General features: G+C 70.3%; 11 protein-coding genes, 1 rRNA gene and 1 pseudogene (1 of these 13 running past the window's edge). 8 read left to right on the top strand and 5 right to left on the bottom strand.

The window, feature by feature from the left end:
* The first annotated feature begins 16 nt into the window (after window positions 1–16).
* The 3 genes from lysX to ACVDFE_RS00475 all read left to right on the top strand — a co-directional run bounded on the left by lysX (window position 17) and on the right by ACVDFE_RS00475 (window position 4,943).
* Complete coding sequence (gene lysX, locus ACVDFE_RS00485) at window positions 17–3,262, top strand: bifunctional lysylphosphatidylglycerol synthetase/lysine--tRNA ligase LysX (protein WP_458429218.1); 3,246 nt, start codon at window positions 17–19, stop codon at window positions 3,260–3,262.
* A gap of 92 nt (window positions 3,263–3,354) precedes the next feature.
* A complete protein-coding gene (locus tag ACVDFE_RS00480) occupies window positions 3,355–4,410 on the top strand; it encodes a helix-turn-helix domain-containing protein (RefSeq protein ID WP_458429217.1) in 1,056 nt (351 codons plus the stop codon).
* Window positions 4,407–4,943, top strand: coding sequence for a hypothetical protein (locus tag ACVDFE_RS00475; RefSeq protein WP_458429216.1), 537 nt, complete (start codon window positions 4,407–4,409; stop codon window positions 4,941–4,943). Before ACVDFE_RS00480 ends, ACVDFE_RS00475 begins: the two co-directional genes overlap by 4 nt.
* A 10-nt stretch (window positions 4,944–4,953) precedes the next feature.
* Here ACVDFE_RS00475 and ACVDFE_RS00470 read toward each other — a convergent pair whose 3' ends face one another.
* From ACVDFE_RS00470 to ACVDFE_RS00460, 3 genes are all read right to left on the bottom strand, one after another.
* A complete protein-coding gene (locus ACVDFE_RS00470) occupies window positions 4,954–5,601 on the bottom strand; it encodes a response regulator transcription factor (protein ID WP_360386570.1) in 648 nt (215 codons plus the stop codon).
* Window positions 5,602–5,605: 4 nt separating this feature from the next.
* Complete coding sequence (locus tag ACVDFE_RS00465) at window positions 5,606–6,790, bottom strand: sensor histidine kinase (protein WP_360386573.1); 1,185 nt, start codon at window positions 6,788–6,790, stop codon at window positions 5,606–5,608.
* 273 nt (window positions 6,791–7,063) lie between these two features.
* Entirely contained in the window at window positions 7,064–8,776 is a 1,713-nt protein-coding gene (locus ACVDFE_RS00460; RefSeq protein ID WP_360386576.1) for an NAD+ synthase, read from the bottom strand.
* 29 nt (window positions 8,777–8,805) lie between these two features.
* On the opposite strand from ACVDFE_RS00460, the gene ACVDFE_RS00455 reads away from it, so the two are divergent.
* Together ACVDFE_RS00455 and ACVDFE_RS00450 are read left to right on the top strand one after the other, a co-directional pair.
* Window positions 8,806–10,371, top strand: a complete 1,566-nt coding sequence (locus tag ACVDFE_RS00455) for an alpha/beta hydrolase (RefSeq protein WP_458429215.1) — start codon at window positions 8,806–8,808, stop codon at window positions 10,369–10,371.
* Window positions 10,368–11,891, top strand: a complete 1,524-nt coding sequence (locus ACVDFE_RS00450) for an alpha/beta fold hydrolase (protein WP_360386581.1) — start codon at window positions 10,368–10,370, stop codon at window positions 11,889–11,891. The genes ACVDFE_RS00455 and ACVDFE_RS00450 overlap by 4 nt, the downstream gene beginning before the upstream one ends.
* A 285-nt stretch (window positions 11,892–12,176) precedes the next feature.
* Here the strand turns inward: ACVDFE_RS00450 and ACVDFE_RS00445 are convergent.
* Together ACVDFE_RS00445 and ACVDFE_RS00440 are read right to left on the bottom strand one after the other, a co-directional pair.
* A pseudogene (locus ACVDFE_RS00445) lies at window positions 12,177–13,268 on the bottom strand (MFS transporter); the annotation flags it as partial.
* A 91-nt stretch (window positions 13,269–13,359) separates the two neighbouring features.
* The gene (locus tag ACVDFE_RS00440) at window positions 13,360–13,830 is read right to left on the bottom strand and encodes an LppX_LprAFG lipoprotein (protein ID WP_458429214.1); all 471 of its coding nucleotides are present in this window, start codon (window positions 13,828–13,830) and stop codon (window positions 13,360–13,362) included.
* A gap of 207 nt (window positions 13,831–14,037) precedes the next feature.
* Between ACVDFE_RS00440 and glnA the strand changes: the two genes are divergently transcribed.
* The 3 genes from glnA to ACVDFE_RS00425 form a co-directional block, all read left to right on the top strand.
* Window positions 14,038–15,381: a type I glutamate--ammonia ligase gene (glnA, locus tag ACVDFE_RS00435; RefSeq protein WP_360386587.1), complete on the top strand. Its 1,344-nt coding sequence runs from the start codon at window positions 14,038–14,040 to the stop codon at window positions 15,379–15,381.
* A 19-nt stretch (window positions 15,382–15,400) separates the two neighbouring features.
* Complete coding sequence (locus ACVDFE_RS00430) at window positions 15,401–18,931, top strand: FkbM family methyltransferase (protein ID WP_458429213.1); 3,531 nt, start codon at window positions 15,401–15,403, stop codon at window positions 18,929–18,931.
* 474 nt (window positions 18,932–19,405) lie between these two features.
* Window positions 19,406–19,558 (top strand): 16S ribosomal RNA (locus ACVDFE_RS00425); it runs 1,364 nt beyond the window's last position.

Raw genomic sequence — 19,558 nt, 5'->3', positions numbered from 1 at the left:
GACCTCGGGAGATGATGTGGGACCGGCGTGGCAGTGGAAGGTCGCTGGCTGGATCGCGACGATCGTGCAGCTGGCCGGGGTGATGTCGCTGCTGCGGGTGGTCCTGCCGGAGGACAGCTGGTTCACCGACCTCGCCGACGGCGTCGGGTACTTCACGGGCCTGCCCATCGACGGCAACCTCTTCATCGCGCTCGTGTTCTTCGTGCTGGGCGCGGCGCTGCGCAGGCGCAAGCGGGCCGCCCTGTGGGCCCTGCTGCTGTTCCAGGCGCTGGGCCTGCTCGCGGTCGCGTTCACCATGGTCATCCTGGCCGTCGCACCTGAAGAAGTGCTGGACGGCGACGACGAGTCGAGCTACTGGGCGTTCCTCGGCGTCGGGCTCGCGACCTCGGTGCTGTTCGTGGCGGCGCTGTGGGCGGTGCGGGCGGCGTTCCCGGCCCGGCTGGCGCGCGGTGCGTGGCGGCAGGCGCTGGCGTCGTTCGTGCTGGGCATGATCGCCCTGGTGCTGGCCGGCTGGGGTCTCACCGAGCTGTTCCCCGGCAAGCTGGTGGAGCACGCCGACAAGCTCGCGTGGGCGGCGAACCAGGCCACCGGTGAGGTCGTCCGGCTGGGCCGGCTCGACATCCCCGAGGGACCGCAGTGGCTGAGCGTCGTGCTGGGACTGGGCGGCACGCTGGTCGCGAGCCGCGCCCTGTACGTGTTCTTCCGCGGCGTCCGCACCCAGAGCATGATCACGTCCGAGCAGGAGCTGGACGTGCGCCGCCTGCTCGCCTCCGACGGCGAACCCGACTCGCTCGGCTACTTCGCGACCCGGCGCGACAAGAGCGTCGTGTTCGCGGCCTCGGGGCGCGCCGCGCTGACCTACCGGGTGATCGGCGGCGTGACGCTGGCCAGCGCGGACCCGGTCGGTGACGAGGAGGCGTGGCCGGAGGCAGTGCTCGCGTGGCTCGCGGAGGCGCGCACCTACGGCTGGACCGCCGGTGTCCTGGGCGCCTCCGAACGCGGCGCGCAGGTCTACACCGACGCGGGCCTCAAGGCGCTGGAGATCGGTGACGAGGCGATCCTCGACGTGCGCGAGTTCAACCTCGCCGGCCCGGAACGCCGCGGGCTGCGCCAGGCCGTGTCCCGCGTGGAACGCGCCGGGTACACCACGCGGGTGCGCCGGCACAGCGAGATCGCACCGGACGAGATGTCGTCCATCCTGGACCTGGCGCAGGCGTGGCGCGGAGCGGAGACCGAGCGCGGTTTCTCGATGGCGCTGGGACGCCTGGGAGATCCGAGCGACGGCCGGTGCGTGATGGTCGAGGCCTACGACGCCTCGGGTGCGCTGCGCGGGCTGCTGTCGTTCGTGCCGTGGGGCCGCCGGGGCGTGTCGCTCGACCTGATGCGCCGCGACCGGGGAGCCGAGAACGGCCTGAACGAGTACATGGTCGCCCAGCTCGCTGCGGCCGCGGGACACCTCGGCGTGCAGCGGATCTCGTTGAACTTCGCGATGTTCCGCGCGGTGTTCGAGGAGGGCGAGAAGATCGGCGCCGGCCCGGTGCTGCGGGCGTGGCGGCGGGTGCTGTCGCTGGCGTCGCGGTTCTTCCAGCTGGAGTCGCTGTACCGGTCGAACGCCAAGTACCTGCCGGAGTGGGAGCCGCGGTTCCTCTGCTACCAGCGGTCCAGGGCGCTGCCGCGGGTCAGCATCGCCGCCGGCGTGGCCGAGGGGTTCGTGCCGTCGCTGCGGTCGCTGCGCAGGCGCGCGCTGCAGAAGACCGGCGTGAGCTCCGACTTCGCCGCCCGCGTCGCCGAGATCGACGCGCTGAAGGTCGAACCGAAGACCGTCCGCCGCCCCGAACAGGTCAGGGTCCGCATCGCGAAGGTCGAACGCCTGGTTGCCGCCGGCGTCGACCCGTACCCGGTCGGCTTCGCGCGGTCGGACCTCCTCGCGGGCGCACGGGAGCGGTTCGGCGAGGAGGTCTCCGTCACCGGCCGCGTGGTCGCACTGCGGGAGATGGGCGGCCTGTGCTTCGCACGGCTGCGCGACTTCAGCGGCGAGATCCAGCTGATGCTGGAGACCGAGTCGCTCGGCGACGCCCTGCGGTCGTGGAAGTCGGACGTCGACCTGGGCGACCACGTCGGCGTGACCGGCACCGTGATGAAGACCGACAAGGGCGAGATCTCCGTGCGCGCCACCTCGTGGACGCTGACCGCGAAGTGCCTGCACCCGTTGCCGGACAAGCGCAAGGGCCTCGCCGACCCGGAGGCGCGGGTGCGGCAGCGCTACCTCGACCTGGTGGTGAACCCCGACTCGGCGGCCCTGCTGAAGCTGCGCAGCGACGTGATCCGCAGCGTGCGGGAGTTCCTGCACGCGCGCTCGTACCTGGAGGTCGAGACGCCGATGCTGCAGGCGGTGCACGGCGGAGCGAACGCCCGGCCGTTCGTCACCCACATCAACGCCTACGACATGCGGATGTACCTGCGGATCGCCCCCGAGCTGTACCTGAAGCGGCTGTGCGTGGCGGGCGTGGACCGGGTGTTCGAGCTGAACCGCAACTTCCGCAACGAAGGTGCCGACGCCACGCACAACCCCGAGTTCACGATGCTGGAGGCCTACCAGGCCTATGCGGACTACCGCGTGATGCTGGACCTCGTGCGCGCGTTGATCCAGCACGCGGCACGGGAAGCGTTCGGCGCGGAGATCGCCTCACGCCCCGACGGCGACTTCGACCTCTCGGGGGAGTGGCCGGTCATCCCGGTCTACACGGCGGTTTCGTCGGCGCTGGGCACTTCGGTGACGCCCTCGACACCGGTCCCGGAACTCCGCTCGCTGCTCGCCGCACGCGGCGTCGAGGTCAACGAGGACTGGGACCACGGCCAGCTCGTGCAGGAGGCGTACGACTCGTTCGTCGAGGCGACCACGGTCGGACCGACCTTCTACATCGACTTCCCGACCTCGGTGTCCCCGCTGACCCGCCGCCACCGCACCGACCCCCGCCTGGCCGAACGGTGGGACCTCGTCGCGTTCGGCGCGGAGATCGGCACCGCCTACTCGGAGCTCACCGACCCGCTCGAACAGCGGCGCCGGCTGGAGGCGCAGTCGCTGAAGGCCGCGTCCGGCGACGTCGAGGCGATGGAGCTGGACGAGGACTTCCTGCGGGCGCTGGAGCACGGCATGCCACCCACGGGCGGGCTCGGGATGGGCGTGGACCGGTTGCTGATGATGCTGACCGGGACGTCGATCCGGCAGACCGTGCTGTTCCCGTTCGTCCGCCCTCAGTGATCCACTCCTGATCACCCCGGGTGATCGACTGTGACACGGGCGACAGCATGTGCGAAAATCGCACCATGGCCGAAATCCGGGAGTGGAGCCAGGTGGGCGAGCGTGTCCGTGACGCTCGAATCGGCGCCGGTCTCTCCCAGGCCGAGCTGGGCGCGGCGTTGTCGCTCGACCGCACCATGATCGCGAAGATCGAAGCGGGAACGCGCAAGGTCGACGCGCTGGAGCTGACCAGGCTGGCTGCCGCGTTGCAGGTGCCACTGGACCACTTCCTCCACAGCGCGCCGGCGGTGCTGTCCAGGCGTGCCGAGCTGAGCGAGGACACCGCCACCGACGCGGGCCGGCAGGCTCACCGGCTGGAAGCGCGCCTGGAATCGTGGGTGCGCGACGTCCAGCAGCTCATCGGGCTCGGAACGCTCCCGCCCAGGAACCCCTACCGCTTCCAGGGAGCCGTCGCCACCGAAGAGGACGCGAGGCGGGCGGCACTGCGGCTCAGGGAACGCGCGGGCCTCGTCCTCGAGCCGATCCCGACCCTGATGGACCTGTGCGAGCAAGCGGGGCAGTTCGTGCTCGTCACCGACCTGCCGGGCGATGGTGCATCGGTGCTGGTGGACGACGAGCTGGCGGTCGCCGTGGTCAGCAGGTCGGGTGATCCGGGCCGGCGACGCGCCACCGCCGCGCACGAGCTCGGGCACATGGTGCTCGGAGATCCCTATTCGAACGACATCGGCGTGCACGCGTCACTGCGGGAACGGGAAGCGGTGGTCGACGCGTTCGCGGCGGAACTGCTGCTCCCGTCCGAGGTGGTGGCGAAGGCGAACGGTCGCCAAGGCCTCGTCGAGTTGGCGGCTCGGTACCGGACGTCCTGGTCGCTGGCAACGCGCCAGGCCCAGCTGGTCGACTCGTTCGACGCCGCAGAGGCTCGGAGGTGGAAGCACCGCACGCCGACCAAGGCGGAGCTGATGGACGCCGTCGGATGGGCGCCGCAACCCGACCTCGACTCCGTCCGAGTGCCGCGCAGCTACGCGAAGGCGGTGATGGCAGCGTGGAAGCGCGACCTGGTGACGTCGTCCCGCGCGGTCGAGCTCATGCACGGCCAGCTCGTCGAGAGCGACCTGCCTGTCGCGCCTGACGACGAAGTCGCACCGTGACGGCCGACAAGCCGCTGGTCCTGGACACCATGTGCTTGTCGCACTTCGCTTTGATCGAACGGCTCGACGTGCTCGGAGAGCTGCTCGGCAACAGGGAGTGCTGGACCACCGCGGTCGTGAAGGAGGAGATCTCCCGCGGCGTCGGGCAGCACCCGCTGCTGCGCAACGCTCTGGACCTGCCGTGGTTGCACGTCAAGGCGCTGGACGAACTCTCCGAGATCCAGCTCTTCGTCAAGTGGTCGAGGGCGATCGGCACGTCGGACCGCGACCACGGTGAGGCGAGCGTGTTCGCGGCGAGCGAGGTCCTCGACGGTGTCGCTCTCACCGACGACCGGCAAGCCACGAAGGTGGCGCGCGCACGGGGACTGGAAGTGCACGGCACCATCTGGCTGCTCGCCCAGCTGTGCCGGGACGGCAAGCTTCCCGAGGCCGGCGCGGGCAACCTCATCGACATGCTGCGGGACAGCAACATGAGGTTGCCCTGCACGGGCTCGGGGTTCAGCGCATGCGCGAGGAGCTACGGCCTGCTGTGAGCGGTCGTCCTCAGTGATCCAGGTACGCCAGCACGGCCTGCACGCGTCGGTCACCCGCACCGTCCTCGGTGTTGAGGCCGAGCTTGAGGAAGATGTTGCCGATGTGCTTGTGCACGGCCCCCGGGCTGACGACGAGCCGTTCGCCGATGGCCGCGTTCGACAACCCCTCCGCCATCAGGCCGAGGACCTCGCGTTCGCGCGGTGACAGCCCGCTGAGCGCGTCGTCGGACTTGCGGCGCACCAGCAGCTGCGACACGACCTCGGGGTCCAGCGCCGTGCCGCCGTTCGCGACGCGGTGCAGCGACTCGAGGAAGTCCGCGACCCGGCCCACGCGTTCCTTGAGCAGGTAGCCGACGCCGCCGGAGGTACCGGCCAGCAGTTCGTGGGCGTAGCTCTGCTCCACCCACGCGCTGAGGACCAGCACGGCGAGCTTCGGGTGCCGTGCGCGCGCCTCGACCGCGGCCCTGAGTCCCTCGTCGGTGAACGTCGGCGGCATGCGCACGTCGACCACGGCGATGTCCGGCTCGTGCTCGGCGACGGCGACCAGGAAGTCGTCCGGGTTGTCCGTCGCCGCGGCCACGTCGAGGCCCTCGTTGCGCAGCAGCAACGTCAACCCCTCGCGGAGCAACGCGTCGTCTTCGGCGATCACGATGCGCATGTGGTCACTTCCCGGTCGGCAACTCGACGGTGAGAACCGTAGGGCCTCCCTCGGGACTGCTCATCGTCGCGGTCCCGTCCAGCGCCTCGACCCGCCCCCGGATGCCGTCCAGGCCGGTGCCCTTCTTCTCGTCAGCACCTCCCTTGCCGTCGTCGTGCACCACGACCGTGAGCCGCTCGCCGTTCATCCCGAGGCTGACCCACGCGTGGTTCGCGCCGCTGTGCTTGGCCACGTTGGTCAGCGCCTCGGCCACCGCGAAGTACGCCGCCGCCTCGACCGCCGCCGGCAACCGCCCGAGGTGGTCGGCCTGCAACAGGCACGGCACCGGGCACCGCGCCGCGAGCGCCTGGATCGCCCCGTCGAGCCCCAGGTCCTCCAGCACCGGCGGGTGGATGCTGCGCACGACGTTGCGCAGCTCCTCCAGGGCGTCGCCGGCCGCGTCCTGGGCCCGCAGCAACGCCTGCAGCGCGTTCTGCGGGTTCTGGTGCAGCGTCCGCTCCGCGATCCCCAGCATCATCACCACACCGACCAGCTTGTTCTGCGTGCCGTCGTGCAGGTTCCGCTCGATCCGCCGCAGCTCGGCCCCGTGCGCCTGCAACGCCGCGGCCCGCGTCGCGACCACCTCGGCCAGCCGCTTCTCCAACGTCGCCCGCGGCGGCGCCAGCAACACCCGCGCCCACCGCGCGTCCACCTCGGCGAGCCGCGGCAACTGCGTCAGCGCCAGCGCAAGCACGAGCCCGATCGGGATGCTCAGCAGCGCCTTGCCCCACGAGTCGATCCGCATGCCGAACGAGTTCTCCATCGGCACCACCGACCACAGCGCCACCGCGAGCGGCTGCTGCACCAACGACCCGGGAACCCCGATCGCCAGGGACCCGAACAACGTGCCGAACATCGCGTGCAGCACCAGCCACAACCCGTCCCGCCGGCTCGCCGGGTCTGCCAGCACCCGCTGCGCCCGGTGCAGCCACGGCCCGTCGAGCGGTTCCGACGCGGGCACCTCCACCCCGGTGAACCGGGCCAGCCGCCGCCGGTCGAAGTCCACGATCCGGCGGATGTACGGCGCGGTCACCGGCAACAACGGCAGCACCACCACCGACAGCAGCAGCACGCCGATCGCGAGCCACGCGGCGATCGCCGTCAGCAACCCGGTCGCCAGGTAGACCACCGCTGCCCAGATCCGTTTCATGTGGCCAAACGTAGCCACCCGGACCCGTCGGTCGCGGTAGAGCAGGCTCCACTCCCCGGTTTCCACCCTCCTGCCCGGGTTCTCGGCCGCACCGCTCGCCACCCCCGCGCCCCTTCCTCCTTCGGCGGGGGTCGGAGGAGGGAGATCCGGACATGAGACAGACGCGGTCAGGCGTGGATCAGGACAAGGATCACTCGGGTGGGTGACGAAGTGGGCTGTCCGTCGAGGTCAGGAGGGCGAGCACAGCCTGGCCAACCCTGCCCAACCCGGCCCTCAGCCCTCCCGCCACCCGTTCGTGATCGGCAACCGCCGATCCCGCCCGAATGCCTTGTTCGAGATCTTCGTGCCCGGCGGGTACTGCCGCCGCTTGTACTCCGCCCGGTCCACCATCCGCAGCACCCGGTCGACCAGCTCCGGCTCGAACCCGGCGGCCAGCAGGTCGTCGTACCCGCGGTCGCCCTCGACGTAGTCGTCCAGCAGGTCGTCCAGCACCGCGTAGTCCGGCAGCGAGTCCGAGTCGACCTGACCCGGCCGCAGCTCGGCCGAGGGCGGCTTGGAGATCGAGTTCTCCGGGATGGGCGGGGTCTCGCCGCGCTTCTCGGCTTCGGCGTTGCGCCACCGCGCCAGGTCCCAGACCAGGGTCTTCAGCACGTCCTTGATCGGCGCGTAACCACCGACCGCGTCGCCGTAGATGGTCGAGTAGCCGACCGCGAGCTCGGACTTGTTGCCGGTCGCCAGCACCAGGTGCCCGTGCTGGTTCGACAACGCCATCAGCAGCATGCCGCGGCAACGCGCCTGGATGTTCTCCTCGGCGAGACCCGTCAACCCCAGTTGCGACACGTACACGGACACCATCTCGCCGATGGGTTCCGTGGTGAAGTGCAGGCCCGTGCGCGCCGCCATCTCCGAAGCGTCCGAACGGGAGTGTTCCGACGAGTACGACGACGGCATCGAGACGCCGTAGACGGAGTCGGCGCCGAGGGCGTCCACGGCCAGTGCGGCCACCACGGCGGAGTCGATGCCACCGGACAGACCGAGCACAACGGAGCGGAAGCCGTTCTTGTGCACGTAGTCGCGCAGGCCGGTCACGAGCGCGTGCCACACCTCGGCCTCATCGGACAGTGGCTCGAACACGCGCGGTGCGGGCAGCGGTTCGTAAGGAGCGACGGCGTCCGAGATGAACACCCGGCGCACGTAGAAGTCACCGATCTGACCCTGCTCATAAGACGCCGAAGAAGGCACGTCGAAGTCCACCAGCATCAGGTGCTCGACGAACTGCGGTGCCCGTCCGATCAGCTGGCCGTCCGCGCCGACGACCATCGAGTCGCCGTCGAACACCAGCTCGTCCTGGCCGCCGACGAGGTTGCAGTACGCGAGCGGTGCGCCCGCCTCGGCCGCGCGGCGGACCACCAGGGGCAGCCGGGCGTCGTCCTTCTTGCGCTCGTACGGGGAGGCGTTGGGGGAGACGACCAGGTCCACGCCGGCGTCGCCCAGCGCGGTGATCGGGCCGCCGTCCTGCCACAGGTCTTCGCAGATCACCATGCCGACCTCGACGCCGTTGACGCGCACGACGTCGAGCGACGAGCCGGGCTTGAAGTAGCGGCGCTCGTCGAACACGCCGTAGTTGGGCAGGTGGTGCTTCGACTGCCGCGCCACGACCCTGCCCTCGTGCAGCACCCCCACCGCGTTGCGCGGGCCGACGGAGTCGTGTTCCAGGTAGCCGACGACCGCGGTCACGGAGCCGAGCCCGGCGTCGTCCAGTGACACCGCCAGCGCCTCCAGCGCCTCGGCGGACGCCCGTGCGAACGAGGTGCGGATCGCCAGGTCCTCGACCGGGTAGCCGGTCAGGACCATCTCGGGGAACACCACCAGGTGGGCGCCGCCCTCGCGGGCCTTGCGCGTCCACTCCACGACCAGCGCGGCATTGCCGGAAAGGTCGCCCACAGTGGCGTTGACCTGGGCGAGCGCGATGCGAAGCTGCGGCATGCCCTCATCATCTCCCATACCATCGGACTGTGGTCCGTCTCTTGAGCGTGTTGCTCGTCATTCCCCTTCTGGCCTCCTGCACCTCGATCCTCGAAGGGACCGCCAAGCCCGGCGTGACCTTCGAGAAGCCCGGTCCGGCCGGCACCGTCCCGCCGGGACTGGAGAAGTACTACGGCCAGCAGCTCGCCTGGCAGGACTGCGCGCCGTTCGCCACGACCGGCACCAGCCGGCAGGCCTACGGCTCCAAGCGCGACGTCGAGTGCACCCGGTTGCAGGTGCCGCTCGACTACGCCAAGCCCGAGGGCGACACGATCACCATCGGCGTCCTGCGCTACCGGGCCACCGGTCAGAAGATCGGGTCGCTGCTGACCAACCCCGGCGGGCCGGGCGCGTCCGGCATGGCGTCGGCCGCGGGCATGGTGGGTGACTACCGCAAGACCGAGCTCGCGAAACGGTTCGACCTGATCGGGTTCGACCCGCGGGGCATCGGGGCGAGCGAGCCCGCGGTCCGCTGCCTGTCCAACGCCGAGCGCGACGCGGAGCGGCTCGACCTCGACACGGACACTTCTGCGGCCGGAATCGCCCAAACGGAGCAGGAGAACAGGACGTATGCCGAGAAGTGTGCGGCCGGGACGAAATTCGGGGCGGCAATGCTCGCCAACATGGGCACGCGGGACGTAGTTAAGGACATGGATGTCCTTCGCTCTGCGCTCGGCGACGCGAAGCTGAGCTACGTCGGCTACTCGTACGGCACCCGCATCGGTACCGAGTACGCCGAGACCTTCCCCCAGAACGTGCGCGCCCTCGTCCTCGACGGCGCCGTCGACCCGACCCAGGACCAGCTCCAGTCGCTGGTCGCGCAGGGTGCCGGCTTCCAGAAGGCGTTCGACGAGTTCGTCAAGTGGTGCCGGGCGGAGGACGGCTGTCCCCTGGCCGATGACGCCAACGCGAGCTTTCGCCGGCTCACGACCCCGTTGATCCAGAAACCGGTCGACGTGGGCAGCCGCAAGCTGTCCTACAACGACGCCGTCACCGCGACCATCCAGGCGTTGTACTCCGAGCAGCTGTGGCCGCTGCTGCTGCAGGGGCTCAACGAGCTGAAGAACGGCAAGGGCACGATGCTGCTGCGCCTCGCCGACGCGTACTTCGACCGCGACGACCAGGGCAGCTACTCGACCATCACGGACGCGTTCAGCGCCGTGCACTGCGTCGACGACCAGCGCCTGACCGACAAGAACGCCCTGCTGGAGACCGCCAGGCAGTACAAGGCCGCGGCGCCGTTCCTCGACGACGGCAACCCGCCGGGCGCGGCGCTCGACTCGTGCGCGTTCTGGCCGGCCCCGGTGACCGCGCGCACCGGCCCGCCCACGGCCGACGGCATCCCGCCGCTGCTGGTCATCTCCACGACCGGTGACCCCGCCACGCCCTACGAGGCCGGCGTGAACCTGGCCAAGGCGCTCAACTCGCGGCTGCTCACCTACGAAGGCGTCCAGCACACCGTGTTCCTGCAGGGCCAGTCGTGCGTCGACGCGGCCGGCGTGAAGTACCTGGTCGACCTGACCCTGCCCGCCGACGGAACCCGGTGCGCCTCATGACGAAACGGCGGTCCCGCATCACCGCGGCCGTGTTCGCCCTGATAGTCGTGTTGGGCACCTCCACGTCCTACGCGCGCATCGACGGCAGTCCCGTCGCTGCGCGCAAGGGCGTCGAGCGCTTCTACGCGCAGGCGTTGTCGTGGGCCGCGTGCCAGCCGTACGCGACCGATGCGAAGAGCAAGGGCCTGTTCGAGCGCGAAGGCATCCAGTGCGCACGGCTGCAGGTCCCCCTCGACTACGAGAAGCCGGACATCGGGACCATCACCATCGGGCTCTTACGCCGGCCCGCCGCCGAACAGCAGCGGCGGGTCGGGTCGCTCGTGGTGAACCCGGGCGGTCCGGGTGGTTCGGGCATGACGCACGTCGCGAACATGCAGCCGGACAACCCGGTCGGCAAGCGGTTCGACGTGGTCGGCTTCGACCCGCGCGGGGTCGGGGCGAGCCAGCCCCGCGTCCAGTGCCTCACCGACGCGGAACGGGACGCGCAACGCCTGCGCCCCAAGGGCGAGAACGCGAGCCAGACGGAGTCGGAGAACAAGTTCTTCGTCGACCGGTGCACCCAGCGCAGCGGCATCGACCTGCTGCGCAACGTCGGCACCCGTGACGTCGCACGGGACCTGGACGTGCTGCGGGCCGCGCTGGGCGAGAAGAAGCTGACCTACCTCGGTTACTCCTACGGCACGCGCATCGGCACGTTGTACGCCGAGATGTACCCGCGCAACGTGCGCGCGATGGTGCTCGACGGCGCCGTGGAGGTCAGCCCCGACCGGGTGGCCGCGTCGGCACGGCAGGCGCAGGGCTTCGAGGAGTCGTTCCAGCGCTTCGCCGGTTGGTGCGCGCAACGCGACTGTCCCCTGGGGAGGGACACGAACACCGCGGAGTCGAAGTTCCGCCAGCTGATCGAGCCGCTCAAGAAGACCCCGCTGCCGGTCGGCGACCGCAGGCTGTCCCACTCGGACGCGAACACCGCCATCATCCAGGCGATGTACAGCGACCGGCTGTGGGAGACCGCGCTCAAGGGCCTGCAGGAGCTGCGCACCAACCGCGGCACCACCCTGCTGCAGCTCGCCGACCAGTACCTCGGCCGCGCCGCGGACGGCACCTACAGCCGCATCCAGGACGCGTTCGTGGCCATCCGCTGCGTCGACGAACCGCCCATCAAGGACCGCGCCACCCTGGAGTCCAACCGCCGGAAGCTGCTGGAACTGCTCGGCAACGACACGGTCCCCACCGACGAGACGGCGCTCGGCCCGTGCGCGTTCTGGCCGGCACCGCACACCTCGGAACCGCATCCGCCGAACGTCACCGGGCTGCCGCAGGTGCTGGTCATCTCCACGACCGGTGACCCGGCCACGCCGTACCGGTCCGGTGTGGACCTCGCGGCCGCACTGGGCGCGCGGCTGCTGACCTACAACGGCAACCAGCACACGGCGTTCCTGGCCGGTATCGGCTGCGTGGACGGGGTGGCGACGAACTACCTGGCGGAGCTGCGGTTGCCCGAGACCGACCCGGTCTGCTGACGGGCGGGCAGGAACACCGATCCCAGCGCTCCGAGCGCGCAGATCACCGACGTGATCAGGAAGATCTCGTGGTACTCGGTGAGCAGCGCCTCGGTGAGCGCGCGCTGGTACTCGGCGAACCGCCGCTGGAACTCGGCGGGCTCGACCCCGAACGGCAGCGGGGTGTCCAGGTCTGCCGTGCAGCTCGCGGAAGCGGTGCAGTCCCCACGCGGACAACGCCGCCACGCCGACGAGCATGCCCGTCATGCGCGCGACGACGACGAACGCCGACGCCACCCCGTGCCGCACCGGTGGCACGACCCGCAGCACCGCACCGGACAGCGGCGCGATCACCAGGCCCAGCCCGAACCCGGCGACCGCGAGGTCCCGCGTCAGCACCAGCCCGCTCACATCCGCCGGCCACTGCGCGATGAACACGTACGACACCGATGCGATCGCCAGACCGGCGAACGACACCCAGCGGTCACCGACGCGTCCGGCCAGCAGTCCACCCAGGACCGCACCGACCGGCAACGCGACGAGGAACCGCGTCAGCAGGGTCGCCGCGGCGGCGGAGTCACGCCGCAGCACCGTCTGCGCGAACAGCTCCACGTCGACCAGCGTCACCATCAACGCCGCACCGGCCGCCAGCGACACCCCGAGCACCGCCCAGAACGGCCGCCACTGCACACCCTCGGGATCGATGAGCCGCACGGCAGCACGGCGTTCCCACACGAAGAAGCCCGCCAACACCACCACTGCCGCACCGAGCACCGGCCAACCCCACGCGGGCAGCACGGACTTGGCGGGTGCCGGGTTGTAGAGAGCCACGACGAGCAGCGACAACGCCACCGCGAGCAGCACACCGCCCACGACGTCGATCCGAACCGGACGCCGTGTGTCCGGCACGGACCGTTGCACGACCACCATCGCGATGACTGCCAACGGCACGTTCACCCAGAACACCCACCGCCAGCTCTGCGGCTCCCACGCCTCGAACAACGGCATCGCGTTGAACAACGTGGCCACACCGATGCCGTAGAGGGTGCCGAGCACCGACCCCAGCTCCTGCGCCGCACCCACGGTCCCGAGCGCGGTCGACCGCTTCCCGGCCTCCCACAGGTCCGCGACCAGCGCCATCGTCACCGGCAGCAGCGCACCACCGGCCAGTCCCTGCACCACGCGGCCCGCCACCAGCACCGGCACGTCCGCGGCCAGTGCCGTCACCACGGACCCCACCAGGAACCCGAGCAGCGACACCTGCAGCACGAACCGCCGCCCCAGCCGGTCCGACAGCTGCCCGAGCAACGGCATGCCCGCCACGTACCCGAGCAGGTACCCGGTGACGATCGGCGTGGCCTGCTCCAGCTGGTTCACCGCGATGCCCAGGTCGCGCACGATGTCCGTGAGCACGCCGACGACGACGTACGCGTCCAGCGCACCGAGGAGCACGGCCGCGCCGGACGCGGCAAGGGCTGCTGTGCGCACGTTACGCGGGCGCCGTCACCGTGACGGGCTTGTCGAAGTCCGTCAGGCCGACGTCGACCTTCTGCCCGCCGGGCAGCTCGAACAGCGCGTTCTTCAGCTTCGAGTCCTGGTCGACGGAGAACGTCGCCTTCACGTCCGACGAGATCCCCGGCACCAGGCCCGCGGCCACGTCCTTCGGCACGGTCGCCTCGACCACCGACACGTCACCGGCCGACTTGGTCTTCGGGTCCTTCGCCGCCGACAGGACCTTCGCCACGCCCTTGTCCGGGTTCAGGATCGCCGACGGGTCGTACACCTGGCCCGCGAACGCCGCAGGCAGCTTCGTGTACCCACCGGTCGGGCCCTTGAAGTGCAGGTTGCCGCCGGTGAGCACGTACTCGATGGACAACAGCTGACCGGCGAAGTTCACCTTCGCGTTGCCCTTCGAGTCCCCGGCCGCGGTGAGGTCGCCGTCGGCGTCCTTCACCGGCACGTCCGGGAAGCTCCCCGTCCACCTTGATGGAGAAGTGGACGCTCGACACCGAGCGCATCGACTCCGCCGACTTCGAGAGCAAAGTCGCACCATCGGGGAGATCCCCGCCTGAGGTGCAGCTCGTGAGCAGGGCGAGTAAGCAAACCGACAACCAACGGGCGGACATGCGTTGATCGTAGAGTCCCCCCAGGCCTTAGGCTGCGCGTTATGGACCGCCAGCAGGAGTTCGTGCTCCGCACGCTCGAGGAACGCGACATCCGGTTCGTCCGGCTCTGGTTCACCGACGTCCTCGGCTTCTTGAAGTCCGTGGCGGTCGCACCCGCCGAGCTCGAGGGCGCCTTCAGCGAGGGCATCGGCTTCGACGGCTCCGCGATCGAGGGCTTCGCCCGCGTCTACGAGTCGGACATGGTCGCGAAGCCGGACCCCGCCACGTTCCAGGTGCTGCCCTGGCAGACGCCGGAGGGCAACAACTACTCCGCGCGCATGTTCTGCGACATCACCATGCCGGACGGCTCCCCGTCGTGGGCCGACCCGCGGCACGTGCTGCGCAGGACCCTGTCCAGGGCCAGCGAGGCCGGCTTCACCTGCTACGTGCACCCCGAGATCGAGTTCTTCCTGCTCAAGGGCCTTCCCGGCGACGGGAGCGAACCCGAGCCCGCCGACAACGGCGGCTTCTTCGACCAGACCTCGCACGAGACCGCCACGCACTTCCGCCGCCACGCCATCGAGGCGCTGGAGGCCATGGGCATCTCCGTCGAGTTCAGCCACCACGAGGGCGCACCCGGCCAGCAGGAGATCGACCTGCGCTACGCCGACGCACTGACCATGGCCGACAACGTCATGACGTTCCGGTACGTGGTGAAGGAGGTCGCGATCACGCAGGCCGTGCGCGCCTCGTTCATGCCCAAGCCGTTCTCGGACCAGCCCGGCTCCGGCATGCACACGCACTTCTCGCTCTTCGAGGGCGACCGCAACGCGTTCTACGACGAAGAGGACCCGTACCAGCTCTCCGAGATCGGCAAGCAGTTCGTCGCGGGCATCCTCAAGCACGCGCGCGAGATCTCCGGCGTCACGAACCAGTGGGTCAACTCCTACAAGCGCCTGATCGTCGGCGGCGAGGCACCCACGGCGGTCTGCTGGGGTCACGCCAACCGGTCCGCGCTGGTCCGCGTGCCGATGTACTCGCCGGGCAAGTCGTCGTCGCGCCGCGTCGAGGTCCGTACGCTGGACTCCGCCTGCAACCCGTACCTGGCGTACTCGGTGATCCTGGCCGCCGGCCTCAAGGGCATCGAGAAGGGCTACGAGCTGCCGCCGCCCGCCGAGGACGACGTGTGGTCGCTCACCGACCGCGAACGCCGTGCCGCGGGCTACGCGAACCTGCCGCAGAACCTCGGCGAGGCGCTCACCGAGATGGAGAACTCGGAACTGCTCCCCGAAGCGCTCGGCGAGCACGTCTACGACTTCTTCCTGCGCAACAAGAGGACGGAGTGGGACGCGTACCGTCGTAGCGTCACCCCGTACGAGTTGCGCACTCTTCTTCCCGTGCTGTGAGGCCGATACGTTGCTCTCCGTGACAGAGGTACCCGAGTTCCAGCCGACGATCTGCGCGTGCACGGTCGCCACGGCGGCGGAGCTGCCCGCGGTGAAGGTGCTGTCCAGCTCCTTCCTCGCGGAACACCCCGAGGGCCGGTTCGTCGCGCTGATCGTCGACGCCCAGCCCGAGCACGCAGGCCCCGGCCTCATCACACCGCTCGAGATCGGCGTCTCCGAGGTCGAGCTGCACGTGCTGGCCACCGCGCGCGACGCCGCCGAGCTGAAGGCCGCCATGCTGCCCCGGCTGCTGGAGGCGCTGCTGACGCAGGGCATGCCGGTGCTCTACCTCGACCCGTGGGTGCAGGTCTTCGGGTCGGTCACGAAGCTCGTGCTGGAGGCGCTGCGCACCGCACCGGTCGTGCTGCTGCCGCGCACCCTGCGACCACTGCCCGACGACGGCCTGCAACCGGGGCCGTGGGAGCTGCACGAGTCGGGCGCCTTCGACCCCGGCTTCATCGCGGTCGGCCCCGGCTCCGAGCCCTACCTCGGCTCGCTGGACATGCCCGCGATCGTGCCGCACCACGTCGTGCGCGACGCACGGGTCGGACTGTCCGTGTGGAACGTCGCCGACCGGCCGTTGCACCGCTCCGAGGCCGGCACCGTCCAGGTCCTCGGCGAGGACCTGCTCACCGTGCACTTCGCGGGCTTCGACCCCCTGCGGCCGTGGATGCTGTCCGCGGAGTTCGTCGAACGGCCGCGCGTGCTGCTGTCCGAACACCCCCTGGTCGCCGACCTGTGCACCGCCTACCGCGCCGAGCTGGTGCGCTGCGGGTGGACCACCGCCCCCGTGCCCTACCGGTTCGGGGCCCTCATCGACGGCACGGTCATCCCGTCCGAGCTGCGCGCCGACTACCGGGCCACCGCACCGACGCCGCTGCCCGCGTTCGGCGAGGACGGCGGCGGCGGGTTCCTCATCTGGGCGTGCGAGCGGACCGAGCAGGGCGGCACCCGCTGGGCGGACGCCGTCTGGCGCGCGGACCCCGCGCTGCAACAGCAGTTCCCCGCACCCTTCGGCGCCGACTTCGAGGACTGGCGCGAGTGGTGCGCCGGTGCCGGCGTCGCCTCCGGGCGGCTGCCCGTGCCCGCCGTGCCCCAGCCGCGGTCAGAAGGCCCGGCGCTGCTGGACCAGCTCGGCGTCTCGATCGTCGGCAACGGCCCGGTGACCGAACGCGTGCTGGCCGCCGCACGGGCGTCCGGGCTGCCCGTGTCCGACTCCGCCGCCTACCCGGTCGTCGTGCGCACCTCCGACGACGTCGAGGTCCCCGACGGGCGGTTCGTCGTCGACATCGCCCTGGACGCCTCCGCGGCCGACGACCGCGTCGGCGTGAACGAGCTGTGGGTGTCGTCCGAGTCGTCACGCGCCGCCGCGGAACGCATCGGCGGCCCGATCGTCCGCGTGGTCCCGGTACCCGTGCACGACGTGGGCGCACGTGACCACGAGGCCGGCTCGGTGGTGGTGTTCGCGGCCATCGCGGACCACGCGCTCGACCGGCCCGGCAACGTCCTCGGCGCCGTGTCGGCGTTCCTCAGCGCGTTCCCCGACCGCACCGACGTGACGCTGCAGGTCGCGGTCTCCGGTGCGTACGACCACCCCGAGGCCGCCGAGCGGCTGCGCCTCGCCACCGCCTCCGACCAGCGGATCGCCCTGGTCGAGGACTTCGACGTGTGCCAGACCGCCGACGTCGTGGTGTCGCTGCACCGCGGCGGCGCCGACGACCGGATCGCACTGCGCCTGGCCGAGCTCGCCGTCCGCGGCATCCCCGTGCTCGCCTCCGACCACGGCGGGGTGGCCGAGCTGTTCGGCAAGACCGCCGTGCTCGTGCCGTGCCACCAGGGCGCAGAACCCGACGTCCAGGCCGCCGCGAAGCTGATGCGGTCACTGGCCGACGACCTCGGCACGGCCGCCGCCCTCGGCCAGGCCGCACGCGACCACGTCCTGTCCGTGCGGTCCGTCGCACGCGTCGGCGAACTGCTGCGCGAGCGCGTCGAGCACTCCTACCGCGGCTGGCGGGCCCGCCGGCCCAAGCCGCGCCCCGAGGTCGACCCGCTGCTCGCACTCCAGTCGGCCAAGCACGCGTTGCTGCGCCAGCCCGACGTGGGATCCGCACACCGAACGCCCATGGCTCCCGCGCTGCGCAAGGTCGTGCTGCGCGCGCTGGACCACTACGACAACCACATGCGCGAGGTGCTCCACACCCTCGTCGACGGCGTCGAACGCACCGTGTCCGAGCTGGTCAACCGGCAGGACGCGCTGCGCACCGGCGTCGGCGCGGGCGAGCTGGAGCTGCTGCGCGCCGAGGTCGAACAGGTCGCCGCCCGCCAGACCCACTTCACCGACCAGCTCGTCGGCGTCGACGACGGCGTGGTCCGCGTCCGCGCCGACATGGCCGGCCAAGGCCGCCGGCTGCGCGAGATCGAGGACGCCGTCGTCGCCGAGGCGGCCAAGCGCGCGAAGACGACCGACGTGCTCGCCGACCGGATCGACAAGCTCACCGTCGCACTCGACCGCACGCTCGACCGGATCGACACCCTCGAATCGCGCGTCGTCGAGGTGTTCCGCGAACGCGACACCCGCCTCGACGCCGCCGTCCGCGCCGCCCACCAGGCCCAGCAGACCGCCGACGCGCTCCGCCGGGTCGTGGTGCGCCAGCACGAGACCTCCTCCGACGTGCCCGGGGTGCGCAGCTCGCTGGTGCTGTGCGACGCGGGCATGCTGCGGCTGCCCTCCGACGACGCGTTCATGCTGCCGCTGCTGTCGTCCAACGGCGTGTGGGAACCGGACCTCGCCGAGGTGCTCGACTCGCACATCGAACCGGACGGGATCTTCCTCGACGTCGGCGCGTACGTCGGCTACCACTCCATCAGGGTGCTGTCCCGCCTCGGCCTGATGGGCGCGGTCGTCGCCGTCGAACCCGACAGGGGCGCCGCGGCCCTGCTGCGGCACAACGTCTCCGCGAACCTGCCCGCCGCCGTCGCCGACCGGATGACCGTCATCGAGGGCGCCGCGTGGGAGAGCACGGGCGAGCTCGCCGCCGCGCCGACGCTGACCGGCGGGGTGTCGGTGGCACCGCTGCCGGCCGACGCGGGCGACGACGTCCCGCGGGTCCGCGCGGTCCGGCTCGACAAGGAGCTCGAGGAGATCGCCCTCGCACAGGGCATGAAGCTCTCGGTCGTCCGGGTCGACACGCCCGGTCGTGGTCACCGCGCACTGGCCGGCCTGGTCCGGTTGCTGCGCAGGGACCGCCCGCAGGTGTTCCTCGAGTTCTCCGCCACCGCGACCGCCGACTTCGGTGACGATCCGGTGACGGTCCTCAAGGAGTTCGGCATCTGGGGGTACGAGCTGGTGCCGCTGGCCACCCGCCAGGCCGCCTCTCCCGAGCAGATCGTGCGGGCGATGGAGGGTCTGCGGTCGGTCACGCTGTGGCTGCGACCGCGTCCGATCGGCGCCAAGCCGGCCGCTCCACCGCCGTCCGTGCCCATCAAGCAGCCTGCTGACCAGGCGATTTGACACCGGTGCCCCCGGTGAGTAACTTTCTCCGGGTCGCAAGCGAGACCCCCGGAACGAGCGGTTGACACCGCGGATCGGGCCGGGTAAAGTTTCACGGCGTCAAACCCCCAGAAGTAAATGAACGGCCTACCGTGCTGTCCGGGATCTGAAAATGACCCCGATTTGACACCGGAAAAGCCAGTCGGATAACTTCTGAACCAAGCAAAATTGAATGCGAAGCGAGTTTGCGCCGCACCGAAGAAGCCGAAATGGCCGATTTGACAAAGCGAAAACGAACTGGCTAAGCTTCAAACACAAGCCCCGAGAGAAACTCTCCGGAAACGGAGATGGACCCGGTGAGCGCGTGTTCTTTGAGAACTCAACAGCGTGCCGATAACACAGCCAGTAATATGAATACTCCTCGTCAGGAGTATTCCTTTGAGTAGCTAGACCAGATTGCCAGACATATTCCGTCTGGAGCGATCAACACAATCCTTATTGGAGAGTTTGATCCTGGCTCAGGACGAACGCTGGCGGCGTGCTTAACACATGCAAGTCGAGCGGTAAGGCCCTTCGGGGTACACGAGCGGCGAACGGGTGAGTAACACGTGGGTAACCTGCCCTGTACTCTGGGATAAGCCTTGGAAA

Source organism: Lentzea chajnantorensis (genome assembly GCF_054300775.1).
This window is presented reverse-complemented; position numbering and strand designations above follow the sequence as displayed.

What these genes read in the sequence shown, in the direction of transcription:
- ACVDFE_RS00470 (WP_360386570.1), bottom strand. Translation starts at nt 5,601, where the DNA reads ATGCGCATCGTGATCGCCGAAGACGACGCGTTGCTCCGCGAGGGGTTG.
- ACVDFE_RS00465 (WP_360386573.1), bottom strand. Translation starts at nt 6,790, where the DNA reads ATGAAACGGATCTGGGCAGCGGTGGTCTACCTGGCGACCGGGTTGCTG.
- ACVDFE_RS00460 (WP_360386576.1), bottom strand. Translation starts at nt 8,776, where the DNA reads ATGCCGCAGCTTCGCATCGCGCTCGCCCAGGTCAACGCCACTGTGGGC.
- ACVDFE_RS00450 (WP_360386581.1), top strand. Translation starts at nt 10,368, where the DNA reads ATGACGAAACGGCGGTCCCGCATCACCGCGGCCGTGTTCGCCCTGATA.
- glnA (WP_360386587.1), top strand. Translation starts at nt 14,038, where the DNA reads ATGGACCGCCAGCAGGAGTTCGTGCTCCGCACGCTCGAGGAACGCGAC.